Consider the following 22,679-nt stretch of genomic DNA (forward strand, 5'->3'; position numbering starts at 1 on the left):
CCGTCTCCTATTGCATCCCGGCGCGGACCTCGGCGCGGAGGGCGTCGATGGACTTCAGGCCCTGGTCGGTCTTGAAGCGCCAGTAGGTCCAGCCGTTGCAGGCGGGGGCGTTCTCGAACAGGGCGCCCAGCTTGTGGATCGAGCCGGTCATCGAGCCGGACACCAGGGAGCCGTCGGCGCGGACGCGGGCCTCGCGCTCGCCCTTGGGGCAATACAGGCGGTCGCCGGGGTGCAACAGGCCGGCCTCGACCAGGGCGCCGAAGGGCACCTTGGGCTCGGCGCGCTTGGAGCCCATGACCATCAGGTCTTCGGGATTGGCGGGAATGACCGAGGCGATGCGGGTCTCGGCGACCTCGGCATAGGTCTCGTCACGCTCGATGCCGATATAGTGGCGGCCCAGGCGTTTGGCGGCGGCGCCTGTGGTGCCGGTGCCGAAGAAGGGGTCCAGCACCACGTCGCCGGGGCGGGTGGCCGACAGCAGCACCCGGTGCAGCAGGGCCTCGGGCTTCTGGGTCGGATGGGCCTTCTTGCCGTCGGCGTCCTTGATCCGCTCTTCGCCGGTGCACAGGGCGAAGGTCCAGTCCGAACGCATCTGGGTGTCTTCGTTGAAGGCCTTCAGGGCGTCGTAGTTGAAGGTGTAGCGCTTCTGGTCGCGCGAGCGGGCGGCCCAGATCAGGGTCTCGTGGGCGTTGGTGAACCGGGTGCCCTTGAAGTTCGGCATCGGGTTGGACTTGCGCCAGATGATGTCGTTCAGCACCCAGAAGCCCAGATCCTGGATCGCCGCGCCCAGGCGAAAGACGTTGTGATAGGAGCCGATCACCCAGATCGAACCCTCGGGCTTGAGCACCCGGCGGCATTCGGTCAGCCAGGCGCGGGTGAAGGCGTCGTATTCGGCGAAACTGTCGAACTTGTCCCAGTCGTCATCGACGGCGTCGACCTTGGAATTGTCCGGACGCAGCAGGTCGCCGCCCAGCTGGAGATTATAGGGCGGGTCGGCGAAGACCATGTCGACCGAGGCGTCAGGCAGGCTTTTCAGCACGGCGATACAGTCGCCGCGGTGAATGACGTCCTTGGCGAGGACGGGGGTGTTGAGCTCGGACATGGAACGCGGCCTCGAAACAGTGAGACGGTCATGGTGAATCCTTACGGTTAAGGCAGTGTTGATTCCGGGGGTTTCTTTGCGTGCCGTGATGCGGGCGAGCGGAGGCGCCGACGCGCTTTCGCTGCGAAGTGCGGAGGGCTGGACGGAGCGCCGGGCCTCGCCCGGAGTGAATAGTTTTTACCGTTTCGACGAAGACAGACGCTCCGCGCGCAGGGTGTTTCTGCCGGCCGGGGATATTGAAGCGGCAGTTGTGATGCCTCTTCCCCATGGCCTGCGTCAGGTCGGCGATCCCTGCGAAGGACCGTCCCGAGTACGACCGGGTTCCTAACCCCGAGTCCTCCGCCGACGTTTCTGCGCGGGATGAGCCCACCGATGCACCGTCATGCGGCGCGGGGGAATCCCACCCCCGCCCCTGATCCCTACGCTCCCGCCGCCGCAAGGTCGCAGGCCTTACGAGCCCTCCTAGCGACGAGACCGGGGGGTATTATGCGGGGGTTTTGAGGGGTGGTGAGAAGAGGGGGGGTGAGATTTTGGTAAGGGGTTGGAATCGTTGAAGGTGAGGCAGCGTCATTGTGCGCGCTGACTCACCTCCCTGCGCGCGAAGGCGCGCGGGGAGGACAGGTCGCGCTTGCGACCAGGCGGGGGCGACTCCGACGGTGGGGATGACCACGCCAGCGTCTGACACCGAGTCGCCCCCACCTGGCGTTCGCTGACGCTCCCGCCTGTCCTCCCCGTCGGCCTTCGCCGACGGGGAGGTGAGTGCGGCGTCAGCCCCGCGTCTGGTCCCAATATCGCACCGCGTCGGCGTCGCGGGCCGAGAGGTCGGGGTAGTCGGGGTCGGAACCGACGTCCGGCACCCTGCGCCAGGAGCGGGCGCATTTCGGATGGTCCGTTATCGGCTTTGCTGATGCTGTCATTCCGCCGAAATCAGGTTCTGGAGCAATACTTAGAAGGGCGGCGCCAGACGTTGCGTCGACATTGATCAGTCCGACTTCTGCGGTACTTGTACGGAATACCTCTGCTGCGTCTAAGTCGTGGAATGCGGCGATGTCGGGCATATCGTTTAGGCCGACGCTGACATGGGCATCGAGAGCCGAGCCGATAAGTTTGTCCTTTCTCAATAGCTCCAACATGCCGGTCACAGCTGCAGTGACACGTTGAACCTTCGCCCACCGCTCCGCCTCGGCCGCATTCTCCCACTCCGCCGGCGTCTCCGGGATCACCCGCGCGCAGTTCGTCCCCGCATCGGGGAACCGCGTCGTCCACGCCTCTTCCATCGTGAAGGGCGTCAACGGCGACAGCCAGGCGGTCAGGCGCAGGAAGACCGCATCCATCACCGTGCGGGCCGCGCGGCGGCGCAGGGCGTCGGGGCGGTCGCAGTAGAGGCTGTCCTTGCGGATGTCGAAATACAGGGCCGACAGGTCGTTGGAGCAGAACTCCAGCACCGGGCGGACCACGTCCTGGAACCGGTATTCGGCATAGGCCTGGCGCACATGGGCGTCCAACTCCCACAGCCGGTGCAGGATGAACTTCTCCAGCGGCGGGAACTGGTCGTAGTCGGTCAGACGCTCGGCCTCGTCGAAGTCGGCCAGGGCGCCCAGCAGATAGCGGACCGTGTTCCTCAGCTTGCGATAGGCGTCGACCGTGGTTTGCAGGATCTGTTTGCCGATCCGCTGGTCTTCCGAATAGTCGACCAGCGACACCCACAGACGCAGGATGTCGGCGCCGCTCTCCTTGATGATGGTCAGGGGGTCGGTCGTATTGCCCTTGGACTTGGACATCTTCTCCCCCTTCTCGTCGAGGGTGAAGCCGTGGGTCAGGACCGCCTTGAACGGGGCGCGGCCACGGGTGCCGCAACCTTCCAGCAGCGACGACTGGAACCAGCCGCGGTGCTGGTCCGACCCTTCCAGATACAGGTCGGCGGGCCAGTGCGCCGGGCGGTCGCCCGTATAGCCGTGTTCGGGCAGGCGCGGGTCCAGGGTGAAGGCGTGGGTCGAACCGGAGTCGAACCAGACGTCCAGGATGTCCTCGACTTTTTCGTAGCGGGCCGGGTCGTGAGCGCCCAGGAAGTCGCTGTCCGGCGCGGTGAACCAGATGTCGGCGCCGTGTTCGGCCACGGCCTTGACGATCCGGGCGTCCACCTCGGGGTCGTGCAGGGGCTGGCCGGTCTGTTTGTCGATGAACATGGCCAGGGGGGTGCCCCAGGCGCGCTGGCGGCTGACCAGCCAGTCGGGACGGCCCTCGACCATCGAGCGGATGCGGTTGCGGCCGGCGGCGGGGTGGAATTCGGTGTCGTCGATGGCGGTCAGGGCCGTTTCGCGCAGGGTGTCGCCCGACTTCAGGGGCTGATCCATGCGGATGAACCACTGCGGCGTGTTCCTGAAGATGATCGGGGCCTTGGAGCGCCACGAGTGCGGGTAGGAGTGTTCCAGCCGGCCGCGCGCCAGCAGATTGCCGGCCTCGATCAGCTTTTCCATCACCGCGCCGTTGGCGGGACCGAACTTGCCGGTCTTCTTGCCCTCGGTCTCCAGCACCTTCAGCCCGGCGAACAGGGGGACGGTGGGGTAATAGGCGCCGTCGGGATCGACCGTGTCCGGCACCTCGTGATGACCATGGGCCTTCCACACCTCGAAGTCGTCGGCGCCGTGGCCCGGCGCAGTGTGGACGAAGCCGGTACCGGCGTCGTCGGTGACATGGTCGCCGGCCAGCAGCGGCACCGAGAAGCCATAGCCGTTGTCCAGCGCCGCCAACGGGTGGGCGCATTCCAGGCCCGACGGATTGATGTCGTAGATGCGGGTCCAGGCGGCGATCTTGGCGGCCTTGAACACGTCTTCCGCCAGCTTGTCGGCGACGATCAGCCGGTCGCCCGGCTTGGCCCAGGGCGCGAACTCCAGACCCTCTTCCATGGCCGTGACCTCATACAGGCCATAGGCGATCTCGGGGCCGTAGCTGATCGCGCGGTTGGCCGGGATGGTCCAGGGCGTGGTGGTCCAGATGACGATGGAGGGGGTGCTGGTGCGGAAGGCCAGCAGGTCGTCGGGATGGTCGTCCGACGCGCCCGTGACCGGGAATTTGACCCAGATCGTGGGGCTGACGTGGTCGTGGTATTCGATCTCGGCGTCGGCCAGGGCGGTGCGCTCGACCGGCGACCACATGACGGGCTTGGACCCGCGATACAGCTGGCCCGAGTTCTTGAACTTGTGGAACTCGGCGACGATGGCCGCCTCGGACGTGAAGTCCATGGTGGCGTAGCGGTTGGCGAAGTCGCCGGTGATGCCCAGGCGTTTGAACTGGTCGCGTTGCAGGTCGATGTATTTGCCGGCGTAGTCGCGGCAGGCGGCGCGGAACTCGTCCTTGGAGACCTCGTCCTTGCGGCGGCCCTTGGCGCGGAACTGTTCCTCGATCTTCCACTCGATCGGCAGGCCATGGCAGTCCCAGCCGGGGACATAGTCGACGTCATAGCCCAGCAGGAACCGGCTGCGGACCACGAAATCCTTCAGCGTCTTGTTCAGCGCATGGCCGATGTGGATGTCGCCGTTGGCGTAGGGCGGGCCGTCGTGCAGCACATAGAGGGGGGCGTTTTCGGATTGCCGCTGCGCCCGCAGGCGCCCGTACAGGTCGCCCCACTGCTCCAGGATCAGCGGCTCCTTCTGCGGCAGGCCGCCGCGCATGGGGAAGGGCGTCTCGGGCAGGAAGACGGTGTCGCGATAGTCGCGGCCCGCGGGGGTGTCGGTGGTGTCTGTGGCGTCGGCCATGGGTCGTCTCGGCGTCGTGGGGTGAGCGTTCGCATCTTTGTTCGCCCTATCGCGCTTCGCGCTACGTGAGGGCGGCTTCTGTCGCCCTGATGGGCGGTCGTCCCGACGTGCGCTGGGAAAGACCCAGAAGCGCTACGCCGGGCGGCTAATCGAAATCAGGCGAATGTGGACGCGGACGGTCATTGTGCGGGCGGTCTAGCAGACGGATGCGGCATTGCGCCATCCCGAACACCGCCTCGTCTCAACGGAAACGAAAGGCTTTTGCCGTCTTGGTTAAGGCTGGATCGTCCGGAAGTCTGTCCAGACGACGTGAGAATTCGTTCGGGAGTCCCGCCGATGCGGCAGCGGATCAGGAATTGGATGCTGGGTCTGGCGGCCGGCGTGGCCGTGTTCGGCGTCGCCGGCGCGGCGACGGCGCAGAGCTGCGGTCAGCCGACGTGCGAGCCTCCGCCCTGCACCACCTGCGAGCCTCCTCCTCCGCCAACGCCTCCGTCCTGCGGCGGCGGCGGATCGTGCGGCGGCGGTGGGAACGGCGGCTGGAACTCGAACACCAACGTCAATGTGAACGTCAACCTCAATGCGGGCGCCAGCGCCACGGCCAACGCCGGCGCGCGGGCCTATATCAATGCGCGGGCGGGCGGGTTTTCGGGCAGTTACGGCGGGGGCGGCGGCGCAGCCTATGTCACCGTGGACCAGCCCTATCCCACCACCATCCAGGGCCTGGCCGTCGAAGGCCTGACCCAGACCGTTCGCGCCCCCTTCACCGCCTATCGCCGCAGCATGAAGCGGGTCGTGATCCAGGCCGTCTGCATGGACGACCGCCAGACGCCGCACCCGGCGTCCCAGGTGAAGCCGGATCGCGAGATCGCCGACGGCTATGAGGGCGAAATCTATCGCTGCCTGGCCGGAACCTGGCTCCAGGCGACGATCGCCGACTATGAGGGCGACATCAAATTCGACCATGGCACGACCCTGACCTGCAAGAAGCACGAGGCCCTGTGGTTCGGCGGCGAGGGCCGGCTGGAATGCCGCCCCGAAAAGCCCGAGCGCGACTGCAACGAACGCTCGCTGCTGCGCCGCTACGGGGCCGGGGTGAAGATCCTGACACTGTACCGCGAAGAGGAATACACCGAATACCGCGAGGAACAGGTCCAGAGCGCGACCGTCATCACCGGCGCCATCACCCTGGACGGCGGCGTCGGCGGCCGGGTGTTCTGAACCGGAGCTGACACGCTTCGTTCAGGCGCGGCTCAGGCTGGGTAACGCAAGATAAGACCGTCGGCTCTCCGTCGACGATCCTGAAGACTGGCCCCAAAAAGGCTTGGCCCCGGCTCTCACGAACCGGGGCCATTTTTTCTTACTGGGCCGGCTTGTCCGAGACGACCTCGGCGCGCCAGGCGGTGTCGGGCTTCAGATACTGCTGCGCCAGCCGTTGCAGGTCGGCGGCGGTGACGGCCTCCAGCACCGCGATATTGTTGCGGGTCTGGTCCAGCGAGGCCGGATTCGACTGAGCTTCGGACAACTGCCCCAGCCAGTAGCCGTTGTCGGCCATGCTGCGCCGCAGCCGCTCCACCGCCGGGCGGCGGGCGCGGTTCAGCTCGTCGTCGCTCACCGGATTGTCGCGCAGGTCGGCGGCGATCAGGTCCACCGCCTCGAACAGTTTCGTCAGCGACTCCGGCGGCGTCTCGGCCGCCACGGCCATATAGCCATAGCCCTTGAAGGTGTCGGAGGTGGTTCCGCTGGCGTTCGGCGAATAGGCGATGGCCTGTTTCTCGCGGATCTCCTCGTTCAGGCGGAGTTGCAGCACGGCCTGCAGCACGCCCAGCTGGCGCGCCGTCGTGCGGTCGCCGATCTGGTCGGTGGTGGGCCAGGCCACCACGCCCAGGGCCTGGGTCGCCTGGCCGGCGTGGGTCAGGCGGATCGGGGTCGCGGTCGGGGCGGGGAAGCGACGCTGGGCCGAGGCCGGCGCCGGGGTCGGGGCCGGACCGCGCGGGGGCAGGGCGGCGAAGGTCGAACCGACGGCGGCGATCACCGCGTCCACATCGACGTCGCCGACGACGGTGATCTCGATCGGGCCCTGGGCCAGGGCCGCCTTGATCTGTTCGCGCAGGGACTCGATCTCGACCGACTGGAACTCGTCATTGGTCGGGGTCGCCGCCCGCTGATCGCCGCCGGCCAGCAGCACGCCCGCCTTCAGGCCGAAAGCCCCGCCCGGCGTCGAGGCCCGCTGTTCCAGCGACTGCGGATAAGAGGCCTTGGCCCGTTGCAACGGCGCCGCTCGCAGACCGGGATCGGTCAGGAAGGCGGTCAGGATCTGCATCGTCAGCGCCAGATCCTCCGGCCGCGTCGTCCCGCCCAGATTATAGGAGTCCAGCCCCTGGCTGATGCTGGTGGTGAAGATATGACCCGCCAAGACGCGGTTCATCTCGTCCACCGTCAGCTTGCCCACCCCGCCCGAGTTCAGCACGGCGTTGGTCGCGAACAGGGGCGAGAACCGATCGGTCGGCATGCCCAGGCTGCCGATGCCGGTCGAGGCGCTGATCAGCACCTGATCGTCGCGGAAGTCGGTCTTCTTGATGTTCAGCAGGGTCCCATTGGGGAAGCGGACCAGGGTCGCGCCCAGGTCGGCCACCTCGACGCGCGCCTCCGGAGCCGCCGCCGGGCCGAAGTCCGTGTACGGCCATTCCAGCGCCGCCTGCTCGGCCGGCGCCGCCACCGGAACCTGACGCGAGGCCTCCAGCGCGGCGGTCACGGCGGCTTCGCCCCCTTCGACCGGGACCGGGCTGGTGAACAGGACCAGCGGCCCCTGGCCCTCGAACACCGGGCGGACGGCGGCGTTGACCTGTTCGGCCGTCAGGTCGGCGACCACGGCCTCGAACCGGGCCAGATTGTCCTGCGGGGTCGAGAAGACCGAATCCCCGTTGACGGCGTTCAGCAGGCCGCCGGCCAGGGCCGGGGTCGAGCGGGTCGCGGCCGTCGCCACGGCGTTCTGCAATCCGGTGCGGTATTCGGTGATCTCGCGATCCAGTTCGGCCTGGGTCACCCCGTACTGGGTCAGGCGGCGCGCCTCCTGTTCGGTGGTCTCCAGCGCCCGCTTCCATTCGCCAGGGGTGAAGGCGACCGCCAGAACCCCGGCGTCCAGACTGTCGAACAGACCCTGATAGCCGGCGTTGGCCCCCAGGAAGGGCGGATTATCGGCCCGCGCCATCTCGCCCAGCCGGCGGTTCAGCACCGCCAGGCCCAGGCTGCGGCGGGTATCCTCGGCCCGCTCGGCCGCCGTGTCGGGATCCAGGTCGGGCGCCTTGATCCAGTTGATCTGGATCGTCGACTGCACGCCGGGCACGACGATGATGCTGGTCTGGGGCTCGCGCTGCGGCACGACGCCCAGGTCGGGCTCGGGCCCGTCGGCCGCCTTGGGCGTCCAGTCGCCGAAGACCCCGCGGATCTTGGCCTCCATCGCGTCCACGTCGAAGTCGCCCACGGCGATGAAGGTCGCCCGCGACGGGCGGTAGTAGGCATCATAGAAGTCCACGAACCGGTCGCGCGGGGCGGTGCGGATCACCTCCAGGTCGCCGATGGGCAGGCGTTGCGACAGGCGCTGGCCCGGCGCCAGCAGACCCAGCTGGGTCTTCAGCACCCGGAACTGCGGCGTGTCGCGCGTCCGTTCCTCGCCCACGATCACCCCGCGCTCGGCGTCGATGGCCTCGGACGCCATCAGGGCGTCGCCCATCATCTGGCGCATCACGTACAGCGACGTATCGACCGTCTCGTCCTGGGTGTTGGGCAGTTCCAGCATATAGGCGGTCTGGTCGAAGCTGGTGAAGGCGTTGGTGTCGGCCCCGAAGGCCAGACCCAGCCGCTCCAGGATCCGCAGCATCTCGTTCTCGGGAATCTCCTTGGTCCCGTTGAAGGCCATGTGCTCCATGAAGTGGGCCAGCCCCTGCTGGTCGTCCCGCTCCATCAGCGAGCCTGCGTCGATCCGCAGCCGGAACGAGGCCTGACCGGGCGGGGTGGCGTTCTTCAGCAGGGCGTAGCGCATGCCGTTCGGCAACAGGCCGTACCGCACGGCGGGATCGGCGGGGATGTCGCTGGCCGCCTGGGCCCAGGGATCGGACGGCGGGACCTGGGTCTCAGCCTGAACGGCGGGCGCCCAGGCCAGGGTAGGAACGCTGAACGCCCCCACCGACAGAGCCAACCCTGAGGCCGCGACCAGCAGCAGACGACGCGCAGAACGCATGAGATTACTCCAAAACGCCGCAACCCTCGATGGAGCGGCCGATCTCTGGAGTAGGCGAGGGCGGGCGGCAGGGCAAGGCGACGTTTGACCTCTTGCCAATCCTCCCCTCGGGGGCGGGCGTGCAGGTGGTGCGCTCGGCGAGTTGGCCGCTACTGACTCGTTACTGACCTTCCGAAGGTCCGCTCCCGGGATAGCGCTGGAACCCAAATCCCGTGCGTTAACCTCCGACTTACGCCTGACGGCATCAGAGACCGACTAGGGCTAGGCATGCCGCCAACGTTGATCTCCAAGCGAGCGCGCTCGCTTCCAATGGGCCGAGCCGACGAGCCATGGGGACAAGAGCGGCTGCGTCGATGTTACGCCCGCTACACCTCCGTGCGACTGACGCGCGTGTCTCTGTCGAGGTCCATGCTGGTGAGGAACAGTCCCACGGGCATGGCGATCCGGGATCCGTTCAGGTCCTGCAGCGTCCTCATCGAACCATTGGATGCCAACCGGGGCGCCGGCAGCTCAGGCTGACTGGCGCACGCCGTCAGCGTGAGAGCCGCCAGAAGCGGAAAAGCTTACGAGTCACGTTTCTCCTAAGCCGATCAAACGGCCGGACTGCTGTGAGTGGGGTCGGGAGGGCGCCCGCGCGGCCGGGGACGTCCGCGCGGGCGCCACGGGCCTCAGGCGACTGAGGTGGTCGGGGCGACCTCGCCTGCGCCTCCCTCGTCAACCGTCGCCCCCGGGGGAAGGGCGTCGATCGAGCGTTTCATGCCGTGGGATGCGGCACCCGGGCGGCCGAACAGGGCGCGCGCCACGCCGCTGATGGAACCGGCTCTTCGGACGTCGCCGATCAGGTTGCCCCATTCATGAAGGGCGATGACGAAGGGGTTGTTCGACGTCAGCGGCTGGGTCAAGCCATAGATGACGGGTGTATCGGCGCGTTGACCCTGGAAGGTGCCGAAGAGCCGGTCGAAAACTATCAGGACGCCGCCGAAGTTCTTGTCGAGGTACTCCGGATTTGAGCCGTGGTGCACGCGGTGATGGGCCGGCGTATTGAGGATCCATTCGAGCGGTCCCAGCCGCCCGACAGCCTCCGTATGTATGAAGTACTGGTATTGCAGGTTCGCCGTCAGCAGCGTGGCCACCAGAAGCGGGTGGAAGCCGAGCAGCGTCATCGGCAGGAAGAACACCCAAAGGCCAGAGAGCCCGCTCGTCCAGCTCAACCGGGCTGCGGCCGGGAGCGTCAGCTCGTTGGCGGAATGATGCACCGCGTGTGAGGCCCAGAACCAACGGATGGTGTGGCTGAAGCGGTGCTGCCAATAGTAGAAGAACTCCAGTACGAAGAAGCCGACAAGCCAGGTCCGCCAGTCGTAAAGCGGCCATTGCACCGGTGCGAGTGCGAACACGCCCAACATGGCGATGCCGATGACGCCGTTCATTAGCCCCTTGAACAGGAACTGGCCGATCATCGTCCCGACCGTGCCGCCAAGTGCGCCAAAGTCGTAGCCACGGCCGGTGCGAACGCGCCAAAAATACTCGACCGCAGACAGGGCGACGACGGCGACTAGAAATATGGTCGAGCGCTGTGGGTCGTACATGTCAGCGTCCTTGGAGATCAGCCGGGAACGACTGTCGATGAAAGTCACTGGACGATGTCTAAGCAACGGCCATGGCCGTGATTTGCTGAAGACGACCCCGGATATTGCGAAATGTCACCGAGGCGTCCGGGACAGCAACGAAAGGAGACAAAATCGCCGTGGCGAGACCAAGTCCCTCCGGCTAGGCTGCGAGCCATGAGCGCCGCGTTTCGCATTCTGGTCGTTGATGACGACGCCGACATCCTGGCGCTGCTGGAAGGCGTGCTCGGCCGCAACGGCATGTCCGCCACGACCGCCCGGAATGCGGCAGAGGCCGACGCGGTCCTTGAGCGTTTCCCGGCCGATTTGATCGTGCTCGATCTGATGATGGAGGGCGAGGACGGCCTGTCATTCTGTCGTCGGCTGCGAATGCGCTCGAACGTGCCGATCATCATGCTGACTGCGCTCGCCGAAGATGTTGATCGGATCATCGGGCTCGAGATTGGCGCCGACGACTATTTGCCAAAGCCGTTCAATCCGCGCGAACTTGTCGCGCGCATCAAGACCGTCCTGCGCCGGGCGCGAGAAGCCAAACCCGGGGAAGGAACGGGCGATAGGTCCGTCTTCGCCTTCGGTCCATTCCGTCTTTCTCCAGAGCAGATGTCGCTCGACCGTGACGATGGTCGTCCCGTCCACCTGACATCGGGAGAATTCGCGCTGTTGCTCGCGCTGGTCGAGCGCGCGCCTCGAGTCCTCTCGCGGGACCAGTTGCTGGACCTTTCCCGCGGGGCCGTGGCCAATCCCTTCGACCGCAGCATCGACAGCCAGATCAGCCGTATTCGCAACAAGATCGAGACCGACCCCCGCTACCCCGACTATATCAAGACGGTTCGCAATCTGGGTTATGCCTTCGCGGCGAAGGTGGCGAGGATGCCGGCCTGATGATCTGGCTCCAGCGGGCCGTATCGTCTCTGGTCGTTAGGATCACCGCCCTGACCGTCGCCGCGCTCATGGCGATGTTCGCCGTCGTGATCCTCATGATGCAGACCCCTCTCGCGGCTGAGGCGCTCTATCCCCGGGCCTTGACCGACAATGCCGAGAGCATCGCTGAACTGGTGTGGCTCGTGGAGACCTCACCACAAGAGATCCAGCCCTTCATCCTCTCAGCCTATGGGGGAGGCTATCGCACCGCCGCCATCAGCGAGGACTTCGCTGAAGGGCTTGAGCCACGCGCAGTAATGCGAGCGAGGCTCGCGAACAGCGAGAGCGACGTGGCCGAACTGCTGAAGGACCGGGAGATACGCTTTCAGGCGCTCGGCGTGCTGGGCCTGCAGTCCAGGCTCAGGCGGGAAGGGACCGGTCCTTTGGTCGGAACCGCCGCGCTGCAGGTCGCGATCCAACTCCGAGACGGCCGGATTGTGAATGTCTGGCTTGTCCCCGCTCTGAGGCTCAGTCGGCCATCTGCAGCGCTCGTGACGTCGGGTCTCGTCCTCGTGCTGTTCTCGTTCGCGCTCGGCCTTGCGATCGCCGCGGTCACATTGCGGCCGATCCGCCGGCTAGAGCATGATGCCGCGCAGGTGGAGTTGGGCGATGCCGGTTCCGGTATCTCGGAGACGGGGCCTGCGGAGCTTCGGCGGGTGTCCGCGGCGCTCAATCGGATGCGCGAGCGCCTGACAGGACTCATTCGGGAGCGTGAACAGATGGTCGCGGCGATCGCCCATGATGTCAGGACCGGGATCACCCGGATCCGCCTGCGCATGGACGAGCGTGGGGCGGTGTCTGCCCATGAGATCGAGGGAGATATCGCCCAGATGGAAGCCCTCATCACTGACATGCTCGCCTATGCGCGCGCGCAGAGTCCGTCGGGACCCCAGGAGCTGATCCGCCTCGACAGCTTCGTCAGTGACATGTCGAACGCTGCGCCCTATCCGATCAGGCTCGTAGCCCCCTCGGACGAGGATTTTGTCATCGTGGGCGATCCGGTCGGGCTTCATCGGCTGTTCGAAAATCTGATGGAGAACGCCCGGCGCTACGGCGGAACGAAGATCACCGTTCGGGTCATCGCGACCGAAGGCGGTCGTGAGGTTTGCATCGAGGACGACGGCCCCGGCTTGCCTGAGGATCAACTCGAGACGCTTTTCCAGCCTTTTCAGCGCGGGGAAAACTCGCGCAATCGCGCCACAGGTGGAACCGGTCTCGGCCTGGGCATCGCTCGCGCCATCGCCAAGGCGCATGGCGCGAGCCTGCATCTGGAGAACCGCCCCGAAGGCGGTCTTGCGGCCATCGTTCGCTTTCCACGGGACCTTCTGACCTAGCCGTACGGGTGGTCGGCAACATCCCGCGACAAACGGTTTCAGCCGCGCCAAACCGCTGCACGACGCCGCGCCTAGCCTGTCTCCATCACCAACGGATTTGAAGGAGACCGAACATGATCAAGAAGATTGAATGGCAGCCGAGCCTGTGCGCGCTGCTCGCAGGCGTCATGGCCCTGGCCTTTTCAGACACCGCCTCGGCCCAGTCGCTGGAGCAACTGCGAGAGGCGGACGCCAATGGGGACGGAAGCGTCACATGGCAAGAAATGATGGACATGCGCGCCAGCATCTTTGCCCGGCTTGATCGCAACGGAAATGGGGCGGTCGAAAGCAGCGACAGCCCGGCATTCGGTCCCGGAAGAAGCCGCTTCGAGCAAGCCTTCAACAGCCTGAGGGCGGCCGACGCCAACCGCGATGGACGGATCACGCGGAGCGAAATGCTCAACGCCCCCGCGCCGCTTTTCGAGAACGGCGACACCGATCAAAACCGAGTGCTCAGCGCGAGCGAACTGGCTGCTCTGCGCCGGTAGGCGCGCCAGCCCGTCAAGAGGCATCATCCCATGAGCCCCCGCAAACACACCGCCCTCGCCACGATCGCAACGATCGCAACGATCGCGTCGTGCGGCGCGCTCGGTGCGTGCGCCGTGCCCGTCACCATGCACGCCGGCGACGCCGGATCCGTCGCCGCCGTTTCCGACGAAACCACAGGCGCAGGTCTCTACTATCCCCCGGCCTCAAGCGTGGAGACGCCAGACATCCTGTTCCAGCAGTTGCCTGGTGTTGGTCCACAACAACGACAGTCTTTCGTCGATCAGGTGAACCTCGCCGTCGGCATACCCGGGCGATCGGTTCCCATCGTCGCGCAAGCTGTCGGCGCAAACCGTGAAACACTGGTTCTCCTCTACGTCGGTGGCGAGGGTGCGATGACGCCCTATCTCGCGCGCGGCGTTCTCGCGCGCCTGACCGCCGTCACTCGCTCTGCTCCGGCCATCCAGGAGATGGGGCTCAGCAGCGAGTTCGATGCCTACAACATGGCCGCGGTGCTCGGCTTCGGGCGGATCGTCGTCACCGATGGGCGCGCCTTCGCCCATCAGGCCAATCTCCGTCAGAACTGAGCACGAGGCGACATTCCGCAACAAAGCGTCGCCTGCTCGGCAAGTGCCGGCAACGGGCGCCGCCTGGAAGCGAGGCCTGGATGTGTCGAGCAAGGGCATGCCGCGCCTTGCCATCAAACCTTCAGAAAAGTCAGGAACCGACCCATGAAAACGCAATCCCACGTCTCAGCGCTGTTCGCGAGCATGAGCGCTCTCACCATCCTGGTGGGCGCCGCTCCCGTCGACGCCCAGGCGCAGGACAGACGCGAGGAGCGCCGCGAGGCGCGGCGCGGCGCCGATCCCGTGACCCGATCGGATCAGGTGACCACGGGTCGCGGCGAATTCTCGCGCAGGATCGAGGCGGATATCAACGCTGAGGGCGAGCGAGCCTACCGCTCGCGGATCGTGACGGGCCCCGAGGGCCAGACGGCGGGCATCCTGGGTGAGTTCAGACGCACCGAGGATGGGGCCGTGACGTCCCGGACGTTCACTGACCGCGACGGGGACACGGCCGGGCGATCCCTTACGCGTTCCATCGATGAAGACTCGGCCAGTCGGGAACGCGAGGCCTACACCCGTTCTGGCGAAACCGCCTCCGGGAGCGACACGGTCGCCCGCACCGACACGGGGGCGACGCGAAGCCGACAGTTCGACACGAGCACCGGGCGTGGTGGTGCTGTTGACTCCGAGGTGGCGCGTACGGACTACGGAGGCAGCTTCAACCGCGCGGTGAAGGATGCCGACGGCAACACGCTTGCGACCCGAGATACTGTGGTGACCAACGATGATCCTCCCTCGTTTTGGTGGACACCCATGCTAGCTTTTCGGAGCTGGAGAGGAGTGTCTGATGAGTGTTCAACGCCGGAACTTCCCGGATTCTTTCAAGCGCGAGGCGGTTGACCGCGTCGCCAACGGCGGCCTGAGCGTCGGGGCGGTGGCCCGTGAGCTGGGTCTCCACGAGACGGTGCTGCGTCGATGGATGACGCAGTTCGGGGTGCAGGCGACGGGGACGTCGCGGCGCCCCACAACGCAGGCGTCGTCCCCGTCGCCGTCGGACATGGCGGCGGAGTTGGCCCGGTTGCGACGGGAGAACGGTCAGCTTCGGATGGAGCGGGACATTCTAAAAAAAGCCGCGCTCATCTTCGGAGCGGCCTCCCGATGAAGTTCGGGTTCGTCGATGAGCATCGTCAGGTTTGGCCGGTCCGCGTGATGTGTGCGGTCCTGGGGCTTTCGGCCAGCGGTTACTATGCCTGGCGCGGTCGCCCCGAGAGCCCGAGGTCCGTGGCCAATCGCGAGCTGACCGAGGACATCCGGCTGATCCATGCCGAGAGCAGCGGCTGCTACGGCTCGCCACGCATCCACGCCACCTTGCGTCGGCATGGACGTCGGATTGGTCGATCCCGCGTGGAGCGGCTGATGCGCCGTGCCGGCCTGCGAGGGCTGGCCGCCCTGCCGCGTCGCGCCCGGACGACGAACAGCCGCCACGGCTATCCCATCGCGCCCAACAGGCTGGCCCGGAACTTCGAGGCGGCGGCGCCCAACCAGGTCTGGCTCGCCGATCTGACCTATATCCCAACGGGTGAAGGCTGGCTCTACCTCGCCGCCATCCTTGACATGCACACCCGCAAGATCGTGGGCTGGTCCATGCGCCAGACCCTGCACACCGAGATCGCCCTGGACGCCCTCAACATGGCCGTCGAACGTCAGCGCCCCGCGCCCGGCCTGATCCACCATTCCGATCGCGGAATCCAATATGCCGCCGAGGCCTATCGCTCCGCGCTTGCTCGATCCGGCATCACGCCGTCCATGAGCCGCAAGGGGGACTGCTGGGACAATGCGCCCATGGAAAGCTTCTTCCACACCCTCAAAACCGAGCGCGTCCATCACCGCGTCTACGCCACCCGCGACCAGGCGCGGCGAGACCTGTTCGGATACATCGAGGGCTTCTACAATCCCCGTCGCCTGCACTCAGCACTGGGCTATATCAGCCCCGCCGAGGCCGAACGCAGAGCGGCTTAACCCCGTCCACTTTTGCGGGGGAAGATCAACGATGATGGCGACCTGAGCAAGACCACGACAGTGACACCTCCCGATAGCGAGGACTGACGCAGCTCGGCCTGAGGACCGGGGGCAACCTTGGCCGGTTGCCAGCCATTGCCACCGGCAGCCTGGCTGTTTGGCAACATTTCGCCACAATCCGCCACGCCGACGGCAAACCCAGCTTCGCCTTACGCGGTAACTCAGCCGTGGCTCGCTCGCCAGATGCGAGGGCCTCGACGGCAATCTCGAACGCTTCAGGAGCATCGAACATGCCTGATTTTCGAAAGCGCGTGCTTTTGGCCGTGCTCGGTTTGACCCTTGCAGCCACGGCCGTCGCGCAAGACCAGACCTACGAAGAGGCTTTGGCGGAGCTGAGGACCCAATTTCGGCGCGCCGACGTCAACGGCGACGGCAAGCTCAGCCAGCAGGAGGCCAGCAACGCGGGCATGAGCCGTCTGGCATCGAACTTTCGTCGGGTCGACACCGACCGCGACGGGTTCGTAACCCTGCCGCAACTCGAAGCCAGACTGGCCGACCAGTACGACCGATGAGCCTGTCCGGCGTCGGCGATAGCCATAGCGGGCGGGTTCGGCCCAGAGGTGACGCGTACGGACGCCGTGGTCGCGCCGCTGCCGGGTCGATGGTCATTCTTGTCCTGTTGTCGGCGTGCGGGACGACGATGCCCATGGCGGCCTTGCCCGAGGCGGTCGATGCGACCTGGGTAACTGAGGTCGGGCCGGACGGGGTTCCGCAGCAGCCCGATTGGTGGCGCGCCTTCGGGGACCTGACCCTCGACGCGCTCGTGGTTCGCGCGATTCGGGACAGTCCGAATCTTCAAAGCGCCGCCGCCAAGATCGCCCAGGCCCAGGGACAGATGATGTCCAGCGGGGCGTCCCTGGGGCCGCAGTTCGCGGGCGCAGCCGGGTCGAATGTGGTCCGCATTCCCCCCGCCCTGGCCGATCGGATCGACCGTATCGACCCGACGATCTACTCCGCCAACCTCGGGCTTCAGAGCAGTTGGGAGCTCGATTTCTGGGGCGGTGCGCGCAACGCCGCCCTTGGCGACGCCTACGCCTATCTCAGCGCCCAGCAGGCCTACGACGCAGCTCTGGTGTCGCTTATCGGGCAACTCGCCAGCGCCTACATCGACTATCGCACCAGTCAGGCCCGACTGGCGTTGGCCCGTAGCGACGCGGCGCTTCGAACACAAAGCCTGGTCTTGGCTGAGGCGCGTCATCGCCACGGATTGACCGACCCGAGCGATCCCACTCAGGCGAGGCTGGCGCTGCAGCAGCAGGAGGCGACCGTTGCGGCGCTGGTGCTGGATGTTGAGATGGGCCGACACGCGATTGCTCTGCTCACCGGCACGACCGACGGAGAGATCGCTAAAATTCTGGTTGATCCAACTCCCATTCCGGTCGCGCCATCGCCTCCGGATCCGGGCGTACCTCATGATCTGCTGCGCGCTCGACCCGACGTGCTGCAGGCCGAACTCGTGGCCCGCTCGCAATACGCCAGGTCGAACAGCGCCAAGGCTAATCTGTACCCCTCCTTCTCGCTGTCGGGATCGATCGGGCTGAGTTCCAACACCATCGGCGAGTCCTCCCTGCTCGACATCTTCAGTTGGGACGAACGCAGCATAAGAGGCGGCCTGTCGATCGTTCTTCCGCTCTTCCAGCGGGACCGGATCATGGGGCAGGTGCTGGTGCAGGACGCCGGTCTGGAGCAGGCGATCCAGGCCTTTACCCTGACCGTCCTCTCCGCACAGCGGGACGTCGCCGACGCCCTCGCGCAGTACGCGGCCGCTCGTGACACGACCGAGGCGCTTGCCGCCTCGACGGCGGAGAGCGTACGACTGGTTCAGCTTGCCTCTGACCGCTACGCCCAGGGCGGCGCCGCCCGCCAGGACATCCTGACGGCACAGTTGAACGACAGCGCGGTTCAGGATGCCTTGCTGCAAGCCCAGGGCAACGTCGCCATGGCCTATGTCGCGCTGAATCGGTCTCTGGGTCTCGGTGCGCGTGCGACCGGATTGCCGGCGCGATTATCCGCTGAAACCAGCCAGCGCATGCGAGCCCGCACCCGATGGGGGGACCGTCTCGACCCGCTCGACGGTTCGATCAGCCAGAACGAGAGCGAGCGATGATGGGGCGATACCTGACCGCGGCGGCCTGTGTGGCGGGAGCGTTTGTTCTGTCGTCGTGCGGCCGCTCTGACCCCGGAGCGACTGGAGGGCAGGCGCCGCAGGTGACCGTAGCTCGGCCGAGCATGACGGAAGGCGCGAGCGTCCTCGAGCTGACAGGGACCGTTTCAGCTTCGAGTTCGGTAGATCTGACCCCACAGGCCTCGGGCCCGATAACGGCCAAGATGTTCACAGACGGATCTTTCGTTCGTCGGGGTCAGCATCTGTTCCGGATCTCGCCCGAACCCTACGACGCGCAACTGGCCCTCGCCACTGCCGCAGAAGCGCAGGCGCGCGATCAGTACGATCTGCAGCAGCGCCTGTGGGCGGACGACGCCACCTCCCGCAACAACCTGGACAATGCGGGCCATGCCCTGGCCCAGGCCGAGGCCAACTCGCGGCTGGCGCGGATCAATCTGTCCTACACGGTCGTCCGGGCTCCGTTCAGCGGCTGGATCGGGGCGACGACCGTCGATGTCGGGGATTTCGTCTCCGCCGGGACTGCGAGGCTGGCCACGATCCAGCGACTGGATCCCGTCCATGTCGAGTTCAGTCTGGGCGAGCGGCAGGTGCTGCGCATTCTGGAAGCGTTGCGGGCGCGGGGCGAGACCGTGCCGCGCTCCGGGCGCGGCTATCCCGTCGCGGTCGGGCTTCTGGATCAGACGGATTTTCCTTACGTCGGCGCTCTCGACTTCGCCGACCGGCAGATTGACCCGTCCACCGGGGCGCTGCAGGCGCGTGCGATCATGCCGAACACCGGTCGAACCGATCTTCTTCCAGGCATGTTCGCACGTGTGCGGATCGAGCTGGGAGCGATTGAGCCGCGAATGGAGGTGCCCGCCTCCGCGATCCAGAGTGATCCCCTCGGCGACTACGTCCTGGTGCTTGACGCCGAAAACAAGGTCCGTCGTCGCGACATCGAAGTGGAGGGCGAGTCGGGCCGCAACCGCATCGTCACCAGCGGGCTGAGCCCCCAAGATCGGGTCATCGTCAACGGTCTCGCCAATGTTCGGCTCGGTCAGCCGGCAAGGGCCGTCAGCGCATCGGCTCCGGCTACGACGGCTGCGCCGTGATCGCCCGATACTTCATCGACCGGCCGGTCCTCGCCAATGTCATCGCCATCCTGATGATGGTGATCGGCGGGATCGCGATCTTCGCGCTGCCCGTCGCGCAGTATCCGCCGCTGGCGCCACCGACGATCTCGGTGACGGCGAGCGCGCCTGGCGCGAACGCCCAGACCATTCTGGAGACCGTGGCCCGGCCGATCGAGCGACAGGTCAACGGCGTCGAGGGCATGCTCTACATGCAGTCGACCTCGTCCAACGACGGTCGATACTCCCTCCTGGTAACGTTCGAACCGGGAACGGACCTCGACGCCGCCCAGGTGCTGGTCCAGAACCGCGTGGCCATCGCCTTGCCGCAGCTGCCCCAGTCGGCGCAGCAGCAGGGCGTCGTCACCCGCCAACGATCGACCGCGATCCTGCAGATGGTGACGCTCGTCTCCAGGAACGGCGACTATGACGGCCTTGAGCTGGCCAACTTCGCGGGCGCGCGGCTGCGCGACGAGCTGGTGCGCTTGCCGGGGGTAGGCGACGTCACAGTCTTCGGCGTCGGTGCCTACAGCATGCGGGTCTGGCTGGATCCCGAACTCATGAGCGCGCGAGGGCTCCAGCCCAACGACGTCCTCTCGGCGATCGCCCGCCAGAGCCAGCGCGTCAGCGCCGGCAGCATCGGGTCGACGCCGGCTCGGCCGGGCGAAATCCTGCAGCTGTCCGTCGATGTCGATAGCAGTTTCGAAACGCCGGAGGACTTCGCCAACATCATCGTCAAGTCGGGAACCGAGCCGTCCGCGCCCCTGACGCGGCTGGGAGACGTCGCCCGGGTCGAGCTGGGCAGCAACAACTACGGTCAGAACTTCCGTTACGACGGGCAGCCGGCCGCGGGACTGGCCATCTATCAGTTGCCCGATGCGAACGCCCTCGAAACGGCGGAACGGGTCGAGGAGACCCTGGAGCGACTGTCCGCGCAGTTCCCGCCGGGTCTGGAATACACGGTCCCGCTCGACACCACCGAGTTCGTCGAGAAGTCGATCCACGAGGTCTACAAGACCCTGATCGAAGCCGGAATACTCGTGCTGCTGGTCATACTGCTGTTCCTGCAGGATTGGCGCGCAACCCTGATCCCGGCCACGACCGTCCCGGTCACGATCATCGCCGCCTTCGCGGCCATGGCGGCCCTGGGCTTCTCGATCAATCTCCTGACGCTCTTTGCCATCGTCCTTTCGATCGGGATCGTGGTCGACGACGCCATCATCGTCGTCGAGGGGGTCACCCAGCGGCTCGAACAGGGCATGGCGCCCCGGGAAGCGGCGGACGCGGCAATGCGCCAGCTGCTGGGGCCGATCCTCGGCATCACCCTGGTGCTGATGGCCGTGTTTCTGCCCGCGGCCTTCATGCCCGGCGTGACGGGTGAGATGTATCGCCAGTTCGCCCTGGTGATCGCCGCCACCGCCTTCCTCAGCGCGATCAACGCGATAACGCTCAAACCCACCCAGAGCGCCCAGTGGCTCCGCGCCAGAAAGCAGGACGCTGAGGGCGCTGCCCCATCGAAACATGCCCTGGCCCGGTTCCGGCGCGGGTTTGAATGGGGATATGGCTGGCTCGAGCGGAAGTATCTCGCGCTGGTCGAGCGGATCGTCCGCCGGAGCAGGGTCGCGGTCATCATCGGGATCGCCCTGTGCGGCCTGGCGGTCATCGGTCTGGTCCGGACGCCGACGGGATTCATCCCGACCGAGGACCAGGGATACATGCTGGCCATCGCGCGGCTGCCGAGCGGGGCCACGCTCGAGCGCACCGAGCGGGCGACGGCCGAGATGACACGGATCGTAAGGGCCCACCCCGCCGTCGAACATGTCGTCGCGATCGACGGCGTTTCCGCGCTCGACAACAATGCGTCGCTCGCCAGCGCGGGGCTGCTCTACATCGTGCTCAAGCCCTGGGATGAGCGCGACAAGATCGATGGCGGCGATCTGCCATCGGTCTTCGCGGCGTTGAATGAGAATCTTCGATCGGTCCAGGACGCCAGCATTCTTCTAACCGTTCCGCCGTCCATCCCCGGCCTTGGCCTTTCGGGCGGCTTCCAGATGCAGGCCCAGTTGGTCGATGGATCCGTTGACTACGGGCGTCTGTCCGAGGCGACGAACGCGATCGCCAGCCGAGCCGCTGACGATCCTGCGATCCAGCAAGCGTTTTCACCTTTTCGCGCCGATGCGCCTCAACTCTCGGTCCGCATTGATCGGGAGCGCGCTCAGGCGCTTGGCGTGGCCCCCGATGTCGCTTTCGACGCCCTGACGACCTATCTCGGTTCATCGTTCGCCAACCAGTTCACACGGTTCGGGCAAACCTACACCGTCTTCGTCCAAGCCGACGCAGAACATCGGATGGACATAGAGGACATCACCCGGCTATCCGTTCGCAGCCGGTCGGGGGCCATGGTGCCGCTGTCGGCCTTCGCCAGTGTGGAGCGGACGACGGGTCCGGCGCTGATCAGCCTCTACAATCTCTACCCGACTGCCACCATCAACGGATCGGCCGCGCCGGGCTACAGTTCAGGACAGGCGCTGACGGTCCTGGAACGGTTCGCGGAGGAAGCCCTCCCCAGCGGAATGTCGTACGCCTGGACCGGCCTGTCGTATCAGGAAAAGCTGGCGGGGAGCGCCGCCCTGATTATATTCGCCCTGTCCATTCTGCTCGTCTACCTCGTGTTGGCGGGGCAGTATGAGAGCTGGCTGCTGCCGCTCAGCGTGATCGGGGCCGTGCCGCTGGCGCTCCTGGGAACGGTGGCCGTCCTGCTTGCGCTGGGTTTGCCCAACACAATCTACACGCAGATCGGGCTTGTGCTGCTGATCGCGCTGTCGGCAAAAAATGGAATCCTCATCGTGGAAGTCGCGCGCGAACACAGAATCGCGGGTGAAACGATCGAAGCCGCCGTGGCTCATGCCTGCCGCGAGCGGTTTCGCCCCATCTTGATGACCTCGCTGTCTTTCATTCTCGGTGTCGTGCCCTTGATCCTTTCAGACGGGGCAGGAGCGGCGGCGCGCAAGTCGATCGGCGTTGCCGTCTTCTCCGGCATGATCGCCTCCACCTTGCTGGCGTTGGTTTTCGTACCCGCCTTCTTCGTTGTCCTATCTCGTCTCGGTGAGGGGATGGGGCTACTCCGGCGTAGGCGCTCCTCACCATAACCCCACCGAGGGAAAGGGCGGCGTTCAATTGGGTGGTGCCGTTTGGCGGAATAGCGGTTAGGTACAAAGCGGTCGGAGTCGACGCCTCGGACGTCTGTTTTGCGGCGGAAACCCTATGACCGGTTATGGCGCCTAGGGGCCGTTCACACCTC

General features: G+C 66.2%; 15 protein-coding genes. 11 read left to right on the plus strand and 4 right to left on the minus strand.

All coding sequences use genetic code 11. The features are described 5' to 3' along the window. Window positions 1-7: 7 nt before the first annotated feature. A complete protein-coding gene (locus ACW17X_RS15940) occupies window positions 8-1,102 on the minus strand; it encodes a site-specific DNA-methyltransferase (RefSeq protein WP_492098826.1) in 1,095 nt (364 codons plus the stop codon). A 767-nt stretch (window positions 1,103-1,869) separates the two neighbouring features. Then, window positions 1,870-4,857: an isoleucine--tRNA ligase gene (gene ileS / locus ACW17X_RS15945; RefSeq protein ID WP_492098827.1), complete on the minus strand. Its 2,988-nt coding sequence runs from the start codon at window positions 4,855-4,857 to the stop codon at window positions 1,870-1,872. A 336-nt stretch (window positions 4,858-5,193) separates the two neighbouring features. On the opposite strand from ileS, the gene ACW17X_RS15950 reads away from it, so the two are divergent. Beyond that, a complete protein-coding gene (locus ACW17X_RS15950) occupies window positions 5,194-6,075 on the plus strand; it encodes a hypothetical protein (protein WP_492098828.1) in 882 nt (293 codons plus the stop codon). A gap of 139 nt (window positions 6,076-6,214) precedes the next feature. Here the strand turns inward: ACW17X_RS15950 and ACW17X_RS15955 are convergent, their stop codons facing one another. Then, window positions 6,215-9,094 carry a M16 family metallopeptidase gene (locus ACW17X_RS15955; protein WP_492098829.1) on the minus strand — a complete coding sequence of 960 codons (2,880 nt, stop codon included), beginning with the start codon at window positions 9,092-9,094 and terminating at the stop codon, window positions 6,215-6,217. 668 nt (window positions 9,095-9,762) lie between these two features. Next, window positions 9,763-10,728: a sterol desaturase family protein gene (locus ACW17X_RS15960; RefSeq protein ID WP_492098830.1), complete on the minus strand. Its 966-nt coding sequence runs from the start codon at window positions 10,726-10,728 to the stop codon at window positions 9,763-9,765. Between the two features lie 147 nt (window positions 10,729-10,875). Here ACW17X_RS15960 and ACW17X_RS15965 point away from each other — a divergent pair, with 147 nt between their 5' ends. The 10 genes from ACW17X_RS15965 to ACW17X_RS16010 all read left to right on the plus strand — a co-directional run bounded on the left by ACW17X_RS15965 (window position 10,876) and on the right by ACW17X_RS16010 (window position 22,527). Next, window positions 10,876-11,601 carry a response regulator gene (locus ACW17X_RS15965; protein WP_492098831.1) on the plus strand — a complete coding sequence of 242 codons (726 nt, stop codon included), beginning with the start codon at window positions 10,876-10,878 and terminating at the stop codon, window positions 11,599-11,601. Beyond that, the gene (locus ACW17X_RS15970; RefSeq protein ID WP_492098832.1) at window positions 11,601-12,974 is read left to right on the plus strand and encodes an ATP-binding protein; all 1,374 of its coding nucleotides are present in this window, start codon (window positions 11,601-11,603) and stop codon (window positions 12,972-12,974) included. Before ACW17X_RS15965 ends, ACW17X_RS15970 begins: the two co-directional genes overlap by 1 nt. Before the next feature lie 113 nt (window positions 12,975-13,087). Then, window positions 13,088-13,501, plus strand: a complete 414-nt coding sequence (locus ACW17X_RS15975; RefSeq protein WP_492098833.1) for an EF-hand domain-containing protein — start codon at window positions 13,088-13,090, stop codon at window positions 13,499-13,501. A 30-nt stretch (window positions 13,502-13,531) separates the two neighbouring features. Beyond that, window positions 13,532-14,086 (plus strand): hypothetical protein, encoded by a 555-nt coding sequence (locus ACW17X_RS15980; RefSeq protein ID WP_492098834.1) that lies wholly within the window; start codon window positions 13,532-13,534, stop codon window positions 14,084-14,086. A gap of 144 nt (window positions 14,087-14,230) precedes the next feature. Continuing rightward, the gene (locus ACW17X_RS15985) at window positions 14,231-14,965 is read left to right on the plus strand and encodes a hypothetical protein (protein ID WP_492098835.1); all 735 of its coding nucleotides are present in this window, start codon (window positions 14,231-14,233) and stop codon (window positions 14,963-14,965) included. Then, window positions 14,913-16,084 (plus strand): IS3 family transposase gene (locus ACW17X_RS15990; RefSeq protein WP_492098836.1). Its coding sequence is split into 2 segments (ribosomal slippage): window positions 14,913-15,186 and window positions 15,186-16,084, totalling 1,173 coding nucleotides; the frame shifts between segments, so codons are not numbered across the junction. The genes ACW17X_RS15985 and ACW17X_RS15990 overlap by 53 nt, the downstream gene beginning before the upstream one ends. Window positions 16,085-16,374: 290 nt before the next feature. Then, window positions 16,375-16,656 (plus strand): EF-hand domain-containing protein, encoded by a 282-nt coding sequence (locus tag ACW17X_RS15995; protein WP_492098837.1) that lies wholly within the window; start codon window positions 16,375-16,377, stop codon window positions 16,654-16,656. After that, on the plus strand, window positions 16,653-18,251 hold the full coding sequence (locus tag ACW17X_RS16000) for an efflux transporter outer membrane subunit (protein WP_492098838.1): 1,599 nt from the start codon (window positions 16,653-16,655) through the stop codon (window positions 18,249-18,251). The genes ACW17X_RS15995 and ACW17X_RS16000 overlap by 4 nt, the downstream gene beginning before the upstream one ends. After that, window positions 18,251-19,360: an efflux RND transporter periplasmic adaptor subunit gene (locus ACW17X_RS16005; protein ID WP_492100484.1), complete on the plus strand. Its 1,110-nt coding sequence runs from the start codon at window positions 18,251-18,253 to the stop codon at window positions 19,358-19,360. Before ACW17X_RS16000 ends, ACW17X_RS16005 begins: the two co-directional genes overlap by 1 nt. Next, window positions 19,357-22,527: an efflux RND transporter permease subunit gene (locus ACW17X_RS16010; RefSeq protein WP_492098839.1), complete on the plus strand. Its 3,171-nt coding sequence runs from the start codon at window positions 19,357-19,359 to the stop codon at window positions 22,525-22,527. The genes ACW17X_RS16005 and ACW17X_RS16010 overlap by 4 nt, the downstream gene beginning before the upstream one ends. Window positions 22,528-22,679: the final 152 nt, after the last annotated feature.

Source organism: Brevundimonas sp. FV1ye4L (assembly GCF_058681255.1).